This window comes from Pseudomonas sp. K5002, assembly GCF_013386655.1.
Classification (GTDB): domain Bacteria; phylum Pseudomonadota; class Gammaproteobacteria; order Pseudomonadales; family Pseudomonadaceae; genus Aquipseudomonas.
In genome coordinates this window covers 1-8,617 of the sequence record NZ_JACARK010000252.1, presented here as the reverse complement: position 1 = coordinate 8,617, position 8,617 = coordinate 1, and the positions used below count along the sequence as shown (strand labels likewise).

The 8,617-nt window shown below is 60.8% G+C and carries 9 protein-coding genes and 1 pseudogene; 6 read left to right on the top strand and 4 right to left on the bottom strand.

All coding sequences use genetic code 11. From position 1 onward, the window contains the following. Both hisD and hisC read left to right on the top strand, forming a co-directional pair. The coding region (gene hisD / locus HX846_RS13365) for a histidinol dehydrogenase (RefSeq protein ID WP_178965532.1) at positions 1-826 on the top strand (826 nt) is incomplete at its 5' end. Positions 827-829: 3 nt separating this feature from the next. Continuing rightward, positions 830-1,882, top strand: coding sequence for a histidinol-phosphate transaminase (gene hisC / locus HX846_RS13360; RefSeq protein WP_003216145.1), 1,053 nt, complete (start codon positions 830-832; stop codon positions 1,880-1,882). A 129-nt stretch (positions 1,883-2,011) separates the two neighbouring features. On the opposite strand, the gene HX846_RS13355 is transcribed toward hisC, so the two are convergent. Together HX846_RS13355 and upp are read right to left on the bottom strand one after the other, a co-directional pair. Next, the gene (locus HX846_RS13355) at positions 2,012-3,286 is read right to left on the bottom strand and encodes a uracil-xanthine permease family protein (RefSeq protein ID WP_087692860.1); all 1,275 of its coding nucleotides are present in this window, start codon (positions 3,284-3,286) and stop codon (positions 2,012-2,014) included. Positions 3,287-3,288: 2 nt separating this feature from the next. Beyond that, positions 3,289-3,927: a uracil phosphoribosyltransferase gene (gene upp / locus HX846_RS13350; protein ID WP_003216149.1), complete on the bottom strand. Its 639-nt coding sequence runs from the start codon at positions 3,925-3,927 to the stop codon at positions 3,289-3,291. 165 nt (positions 3,928-4,092) lie between these two features. Here upp and HX846_RS13345 point away from each other — a divergent pair, with 165 nt between their 5' ends. The 3 genes from HX846_RS13345 (at position 4,093) to HX846_RS13335 (ending at position 5,693) form a co-directional block, all read left to right on the top strand. Further along, on the top strand, positions 4,093-4,650 hold the full coding sequence (locus HX846_RS13345) for a hypoxanthine-guanine phosphoribosyltransferase (RefSeq protein WP_003216150.1): 558 nt from the start codon (positions 4,093-4,095) through the stop codon (positions 4,648-4,650). Between the two features lie 61 nt (positions 4,651-4,711). Next, positions 4,712-5,197, top strand: a complete 486-nt coding sequence (locus HX846_RS13340) for a hypothetical protein (RefSeq protein ID WP_008434279.1) — start codon at positions 4,712-4,714, stop codon at positions 5,195-5,197. Between the two features lie 208 nt (positions 5,198-5,405). Continuing rightward, complete coding sequence (locus tag HX846_RS13335) at positions 5,406-5,693, top strand: PA4642 family protein (RefSeq protein WP_003216153.1); 288 nt, start codon at positions 5,406-5,408, stop codon at positions 5,691-5,693. Between the two features lie 93 nt (positions 5,694-5,786). On the opposite strand, the gene mqo is transcribed toward HX846_RS13335, so the two are convergent. Both mqo and HX846_RS13325 read right to left on the bottom strand, forming a co-directional pair. Beyond that, a complete protein-coding gene (gene mqo / locus HX846_RS13330) occupies positions 5,787-7,295 on the bottom strand; it encodes a malate dehydrogenase (quinone) (protein ID WP_003216154.1) in 1,509 nt (502 codons plus the stop codon). Positions 7,296-8,022: 727 nt separating this feature from the next. Continuing rightward, a complete protein-coding gene (locus tag HX846_RS13325; RefSeq protein ID WP_003216156.1) occupies positions 8,023-8,256 on the bottom strand; it encodes a hypothetical protein in 234 nt (77 codons plus the stop codon). 184 nt (positions 8,257-8,440) lie between these two features. Between HX846_RS13325 and HX846_RS40390 the strand changes: the two are divergent. Beyond that, positions 8,441-8,617, top strand: a pseudogene (locus tag HX846_RS40390) (hypothetical protein); the annotation flags it as partial.

Below are 8,617 nucleotides of genomic sequence, written 5' to 3'. Positions count from 1 at the left end.
GCCTACCCCGCGCGGCGAAATCAACGAACTGGTGCTGGCAGCGGCCTGCATCGCGGGCGTTGATCGCGTGTTCACCATCGGTGGCGCCCAAGCGGTAGCGGCCCTGGCCTACGGCACCGAAAGCGTGCCGAAGGTCGACAAGGTGGTTGGCCCGGGCAACATCTACGTGGCCACGGCCAAGCGCCATGTATTTGGCCAGGTCGGCATCGACATGATCGCCGGCCCTTCGGAAATCCTCGTGGTGTGTGACGGCCAGACCGACCCGGACTGGATCGCCATGGACCTGTTCTCCCAGGCCGAGCACGACGAAGACGCCCAGGCGATCCTCGTCAGCCCGGATGCCGAATTCCTGGACAAGGTCGCCGCCAGCATCGCCAAGCTGCTGCCGACCATGGAGCGCGCCGAGATCATCGAGAAGTCGATCAATGGCCGTGGCGCCCTGATCCTGGTCCGCGACATGGAGCAGGCCATCGAAGTGGCCAACCGCATCGCCCCGGAACACCTGGAGTTGTCCGTCGCCGACCCACAAGCCTGGCTGCCGCTGATTCGCCACGCCGGCGCGATCTTCATGGGCCGCCACACCAGCGAAGCCCTGGGCGACTACTGCGCAGGTCCCAATCACGTGCTGCCCACGTCGGGCACTGCGCGGTTCTCCTCGCCGCTGGGCGTATATGACTTCCAGAAGCGCTCGTCGATCATCTTCTGCTCGCCAGAGGGCGCGTCGGAGTTGGGCAAGACCGCTTCCGTGCTGGCCCGTGGCGAGTCGCTGACCGCCCACGCCCGCAGCGCCGAATACCGCATCGTTGACGATAAGCAGGGGAACTGAAACATGAGCAAATTCTGGAGCCCGCTCGTCAAGGATCTCGTGCCTTACGTGCCCGGTGAGCAACCGAAGCTGACCAAGCTGGTAAAACTCAACACCAATGAAAACCCCTACGGCCCATCGCCCAAGGCGCTGGCTGCCATGCAGGCCGAGCTGAACGACAATCTGCGTTTGTACCCGGACCCCAACAGCGACCTGCTCAAGCAGGCGGTGGCCAAGTACTACGGGATCGACGCGGGCAAGGTGTTCCTCGGCAACGGCTCCGATGAAGTCCTGGCGCACATCTTCCACGGTTTGTTCCAGCACGACCTGCCGCTGCTGTTCCCGGACATCAGCTACAGCTTCTACCCGGTGTACTGCGGCCTGTACCGCATTGCCTTCGACGCAGTGCCGCTGGATGAACAGTTCCAGATCCGCGTGTCGGACTACGCCAGGCCCAACGGCGGGATCATCTTCCCGAACCCGAACGCGCCGACCGGTTGCGTGATGGCGCTGGACGCCGTGGAGCAAATCCTCAAGGCCAGCCCGGACTCGGTGGTGGTGGTCGATGAAGCCTATATCGACTTCGGCGGCGAGACCGCCATCAGCCTGGTGGACCGTTACCCGAACCTGCTGGTGACCCAGACCCTCTCCAAGTCGCGCTCCCTGGCCGGTTTGCGGGTGGGCCTGGCCGTGGGCCACCCGGACCTGATCGAGGCGCTGGAGCGGGTCAAGAACAGCTTCAACTCCTACCCGCTGGACCGTCTGGCGATTGTCGGCGCGGCCGCCGCTTTTGAAGACCGCGAATACTTCCGGAACACCTGCAAGTTGGTGATCGATAGCCGTGAAAAGCTGGTGGCGCAACTGCAGGCCAAGGGGTTTGAAGTACTGCCGTCGGCGGCCAACTTCATCTTTGCCCGGCATCCAGGGCACGACGCTGCCGGGCTGGCGGCCAAGGTGCGGGAGCAGGGGGTGATTGTGCGGCACTTCAAGCAGGAGCGGATTGCCCAGTTCCTGCGGATCAGTATTGGCACGCCTGAGCAGAACCAGGCGCTGATCGATGCGTTGGGCGAGCTGTAAGCCACACTGAAACTCAAAAAAATGTGGGAGCGGGCTTGCTCGCGAATGCGGTGGTTCAGTCACTGATGTGCTGAATGACACACTGCATTCGCGAGCAAGCCCGCTCCCACATTGGTTTTGCGTTGGCAGTTAGATCAGCGGCTCATCCGGCTTCCTGTTCTTCCAGCCGTCATTGCCCGGCAGCAGCAGATTCAACGCAATCGCTACCACCGCACACAGGGCGATGCCCTTCAGGCCAAAGTCATCCGGGCCAGTGCCGGTGCCTACCAACACACCGCCAATCCCGAACACCAGGGTCACCGACACAATCACCAGGTTGCGCGCTTCGCCAAGGTCGATCTTGTGGCGGATCAGGGTGTTCATCCCCACTGCGGCAATCGAGCCGAACAGCAGGCACAGAATACCGCCCATCACCGGGACTGGAATGCTTTGCAGCAGCGCGCCGAACTTGCCGATAAACGCCAGGCTGATGGCAAACACCGCCGCCCAGGTCATGATCTTCGGGTTGTAGTTCTTGGTCAGCATCACCGCGCCCGTCACTTCCGCGTAGGTCGTGTTGGGCGGGCCGCCGAACAGGCCGGCAGCGGTGGTGGCGATCCCGTCACCCAGCAGGGTGCGGTGCAGGCCAGGCTTCTTCAGGTAGTCGCGACCGGTCACGCTGCCCACCGCAATCACACCACCGATGTGTTCGATCGCCGGGGCCAGGGCCACCGGGACGATAAACAGGATCGCCTGCCAGTTGAATTCCGGCGCGGTGAAGTGGGGCAGGGCGAACCACGGTGCGGCGGCGATCTTCGCGGTGTCGACTACGCCGAAGTAGAACGACATGGCAAAACCCACCAGCACGCCGGAGATGATCGGCACCAGGCGGAAAATGCCTTTGCCGAACACCGCCACGATCAACGTGGTCAGCAGCGCCGGCATCGAGATCAGCATGGCGGTCTGGTAGTGGATCAACTCGCTACCGTCACCGGCCTTGCCCATCGCCATATTGGCCGCAATCGGCGCCATGGCCAGGCCAATGGAAATGATCACCGGCCCGATCACCACCGGTGGCAGCAGCCGGTCGATGAAACCGGTGCCCTTGATCTTCACGGCCAGGCCCAGGAAGGTGTAAACGAAGCCGGCCGCCATCACGCCGCCCATGGTCGCCGCGAGGCCGAACTGGCCCTTGGCGAGAATGATCGGGGTGATAAACGCAAAGCTCGACGCCAGGAACACCGGTACCTGGCGCCCGGTAACCACCTGGAACAACAAGGTGCCCAAGCCTGCGGTAAACAGGGCGACGTTTGGATCGAGACCGGTGATCAGCGGCATCAACACCAGCGCGCCAAATGCTACGAAGAGCATCTGTGCGCCAGACAGGATCTGGCGCCAAAGCGGGTCGTTGAACTCATCCTGCATGGTCACGCGTCCTTCTGCTTGGTACCGAAGATCTTGTCGCCGGCATCGCCCAGGCCCGGGATGATGTAGCCATGTTCATTCAGGCGTTCATCGATGGATGCGGTGTAGATCAACACGTCCGGGTGGGCTTTCTCGACGGCGGCGATGCCTTCGGGAGCGGCCACCAGCACCATGGCGCGGATGTCCTTGCAACCGGCTTTTTTCAGCAGGTCGATGGTGGCAACCATGGAGCTGCCGGTGGCGAGCATCGGGTCGATGATCATCGCCAGGCGCTCGTCGATTTCCGGTACCAGTTTTTCCAGGTAGGTGTGAGCCTGCAGCGTCTCTTCGTTGCGGGCCACGCCTACGGCGCTGACCTTGGCACCCGGGATCAGGCTGAGCACGCCTTCGAGCATGCCGATACCGGCACGCAGGATCGGCACCACGGTAATCTTCTTGCCGGCGATTTTCTCGACCTGGACGGGACCACACCAACCGGCGATCTCGTAGTTTTCCAGGGGCAGGTCTTTGGTCGCCTCGTAGGTGAGCAGCGCTCCGACTTCCTGAGCAAGCTCACGGAAGTTCTTCGTGCTAATGTCGGCGCGGCGCATAAGGCCGAGTTTATGTCGGATCAGCGGATGGCGGATCTCACGGATGGGCATGGGGAAAGGCTCCGGCGGCGGGCAAAAAAACCGGCCTAGATTAATCTATCCGAGGGTGTTGTCCTATAGACATCTAGTACGTTAGTCCATTAAGGCTTGAACGTTGCGCCTCACATGCGTACCTTTGCCCGCTTTTCTTGCCACAGCACCCCCTTGGAGAGCGCCATGTCCGCTGATCTCGAGCATATCCGTCAAATCATGCGCGAGGCTGACTGCCTGTACACCGAAGCGCAAGTCGAAGAGGCCATCGCCAAGGTCGGCGCGCACATCTCCCGTGAAATGGCCGACACCAACCCGGTGGTCTTTTGCGTGATGAACGGTGGCCTGATTTTCGCCGGTAAATTGCTCACCCACCTGCAATTCCCGCTGGAAGCGTCCTACCTGCACGCCACTCGCTATCGCAATGAAACCAGTGGCGGCGACCTGTTCTGGAAAGCCAAGCCGGAAGTCTCGTTCATCGACCGCGACGTGCTGATCATCGACGACATCCTCGACGAAGGTCACACCCTGGGCGCGATCATCGACTTCTGCAAACACGCCGGCGCGCGCAAGGTGCACACTGCCGTGCTGATCGACAAGGACCACGACCGCAAGGCCCGTCCGGACCTGAAAGCCGATTACGTGGGCCTGCCGTGCATTGACCGTTACATCTTCGGTTACGGCATGGACTACAAAGGCTACTGGCGCAACGCCAATGGGATCTACGCCGTCAAAGGGATGTAAGCGGGATTCAGGCGCAGGGTTGTCATGCTATCGTGCTTGGCCCCTGCGTCTGGAGCTGTTCATGAGCCTGTTGATTCGCACCTGCGCCGCCCTGGCGCTGACCCTCAGTTTGCCCCTGGCGGCTGCTCCGGCGCCGCTGCACAGCCAATTCCTGCCGCCCGACGACCTGACCCTGCGCGCCGAAACCCCGGACCAGCAGCAATTGCTGCAAGTCACCGAGTATTCGGTGGTGGTGGGTAACCAACGCCAATCCACCCAGCAGCCGATCCCGGTGACCTCGCCGTTGATGATCCGCCTCAAGGGCAAGTCCCTGAACAAAGGCGCGACCATCGCCCAGGTGATTCTCAATTTCGATGCCGAAAGCAAAAGCCTGAAAAAGCCGGTGTTCGACGACAAAAGCAAAACCCTGACCCTGTCGTATCCGGTGACCCAGTATCGGGTGATCGTCGACTTGTTGCGCAATGACACGGTCTATGTGCAATTCCTCACTTACGCCAACGGCCATATCTGGGCCGATTTGCACACCGGGGCGGTGCGCGCCAAATAATCCAGCCGACGCGCATTCGGCGGTGTAAATACAGTCAATGTGGGAGCTGGCTTGCCTGCGATAGCGGTGGGTCCGTTGGCCCATCTGTTACTGATGCACCGCTATCGCAGGCAAGCCGGCTCCCACATTGGTTCGCGTAGCTTTCGAAGCCGCGGTGCCGCAGGTAAACTGCTTTTCCCGTGTAAATGTCTGCAGGCTGGAGTCGGTAATGCGTAAAGATAAGAAACAGGTGATTGGTGATGAAATCGGCGACGAGCAAATCAAGCTGTTCCTGGATTTCGAGCCGGTAGACGCCACTTCGCCGTCCCTGCACAAACTGATCAAGGCCTACCGCGGCCTGCGTATCGACGACTTCGAACGCTTCCTGGTTTTCTTCAAGGAAGCCGGCCTGGACCTCGATGGCAAGGACGAGCATGGCCTGACCTTCGTTGAAGTGATCAAGGACCAGCGCAACGCCGCCGAGTACATCGAGCTGATCGAACAAGCCCGCGGCTGATTGTTGCGGACGAAAAAAAACGCCCCATTGGGGCGTTTTTCGTTCCCACGCTCTGCGTGGGAATGCGTCCACTGACACTCTGCGTCACGACGCTCAAGCGTAGCTTTCGGTCTCGCTGCTCTGCTCAACCAGTTCCAGGCTGATGTTGTTCTGCGTGTTGATCTTGCGATACAGCTCGGCATCGGTCTCCAGGACCTTTTCCCGAGCCGGAAAGATCTCGTGCAGCTTGGCCGCCCACTCACCGGCGGCTTTCGTCGGGAAGCAGCGTTCGATCAGTTCCAGCATGATCGACACGGTCACCGAAGCACCTGGAGACGCGCCGAGCAGGGCGGCCAGCGAACCGTCCTTGGCCGCAACCAGTTCGGTACCGAATTGCAGCACGCCGCCTTTCTTCGGGTCTTTCTTGATGATCTGCACCCGTTGGCCGGCCACTTCCAGGCGCCAGTCTTCGGCTTTCGCCTCAGGGTAGAAGCGACGCAGGGATTCCAGGCGCTGCTCCATGGACTGGCGCACCTCGCTGACCAGGTACTTGGTCAGGTCCATGTTGTCCCGGGCCACGGCCAGCATCGGGCCGATGTTGCCGGCACGAATCGACATGGGCAGGTCAAGGAACGAGCCGTGTTTGAGGAACTTGGTGGTGAAACCGGCGTATGGCCCGAACAGCAGGGATTTCTTGCCGTCGACCACACGGGTGTCGAGGTGCGGCACCGACATCGGTGGCGAACCCACGGCTGCCTGGCTGTAGACCTTGGCCTGGTGGTGCTTGACCACTTCCGGGTTGTCGCAACGCAGCCACTGGCCGCTGACCGGGAAGCCGCCGAAGCCCTTGCTTTCCTCGATGCCCGAGGCTTGCAACAGCGGCAGGGCCGCGCCACCGGCGCCGAGGAACACGAACTTGGCGTCCACATCACGGGAATTGCCGCTGTTGACGTCCTTGATGCTCACGGTCCAGCCGGCGCCGTTGCGCTTGAGGCCGGTGACGCGCTTGCTGTACTTGACCTGGGCATCCGGGGCGCTGGTCAGGTGCGAGAGCAACTGGTTGGTCAGGGCGCCGAAGTTGACGTCGGTGCCGTTCATCACGCGGGTGGCGGCGATTTTTTCGTCCAGCGGGCGGCCGGGCATCATCAGCGGCATCCACTCGGCCATCTCGCTGCGGTCTTCGGTGTAGTGCATGTCCGAGAACGCGTGGTGCTGGCTGAGGGTTTCAAAGCGCTTCTTGAGGAACGACACGCCTTTCTCGCCCTGTACGAAGCTCAGGTGCGGCACGGGGCTGATAAAGGATTTGGACGAGCCAAAGGTGCCTTTCTTGGTCAGGTAGGCCCAGAACTGCTTCGACACCTCGAATTGGGTGTTGATGTGCACGGCTTTCTTGATGTCGATGGAGCCGTCGGCGGCCTGCGGTGTGTAGTTCAGCTCACACAGCCCGGCGTGGCCGGTACCGGCGTTGTTCCACGGGTTGGAACTTTCCGCGGCACCCGAATCCATCAGCTCAACGACTTCCAGCTTGAGGCCGGGGTCGAGCTCTTTGAGCAGTACGGCGAGGGTGGCACTCATGATGCCCGCACCTACCAGTACTACGTCGACTGCTTCGTTATGCGCCATTTAACGCGTCTCCAAAATCTGCAGCACCAAATTGACGGCATGGCTGCCAGGAGTGACGGGGCGGTTCACGTGATGCCCCAGGTTACCCATGGCCAGGATCGCCATGTCCGATTCTTCGCAATTTATCGCAAGCGGACGCTGCCGACCGGGCCTGATCTGCGTATGAACGCATTTAAGGGCGCCTGTGGCAATTCGACTTATGGTCAAGCTCGTCCGATCGTGCAACCAAATCCGTAGCGGACAGGCTTCAAGCTCCGGTTCTTGAGGAGTGCTCGGTCCTGTGTGGTGGGGCTGTTCCAGACGCTGATGGTGCTTGTACAAACGCAAAACTATTCATTTGCTCGCCACACTCTTGTGAAGTTGTGAAAACCCGTTTTTTTCACGCTCTTTTGAAGACGTGAACCTCAAAAAAGGGCTGCCCCAGCCTGGCACCTGGCCCGAAATCACTGCCGGCAAACGGCAAAACGGGCAAACAACTCAAGTGGCCGAGCGCATGGCAGCTCTGGCAGATTCGGGTAAAGACGATGGTTTGCAGAGAAAACAGCAAGCTCGCCAGCTTCACACGATCTGTGTGGGCGGCTCTCTGTGGGCGGTGCGGGGGAGCTAATACAAGTGCATTAGCGATGCTGCGAGGCCCGATCAGGAGACGTCCTTATAATCGGGGGGAGATTGTAGCGAAGAAATGCGCGCAAATGGACGTGTTTAATGACTTTTATTAGCAGTCTGGTCAGGAGGCCAACGCGTGCCGTGCCTGTGGCTGCGAAACCCGGGGGCTGACGCGCGCGCTGGCGGGCAGCGGGCGGTGCATCCAGCTCAGGCGGGTCTCTTCGACTTCGACCCAGCCTTCACCGACGGGCGGCAGGCTGCACTGCTTGAAAGCCTGGCAGCAGCCTTGGGCGTCGAGCAGGGCAAAGTGGCGATGGCTGGCGTGGGAAAAGAACAAAGATTTGAGAAGGCGCATGGCTGTGTACCCGGTTCGTTACATGCTGCGAAGGTTGGCAGTCTGGCATGACATTGAGGTGACGGTTCTGTGTGAAAATTGTAATTTCGCCGACAGTTCAGGCGCCGTTCAGGAATTCTGGTGAGTGGCGAGCGCTCACCGTTATACTGGCGCCCTGTTTGCATCTAGTCCTGGAGAAATGAGTATGTTGCAACGCCTGTTGTTCGGTTTGATCACTGTGACCAGTTTGACCCTGGTTGGCTGCGCCCACAGCCCGCAACAACTCAGCCCGCAACCGAAAATCACCACCCAGCTGGCGCCTGTCGGCCATGGCCAGCCGGTGTCGGTGCGTGTGGTTGACGGTCGTCCGTCGCCGACCCTC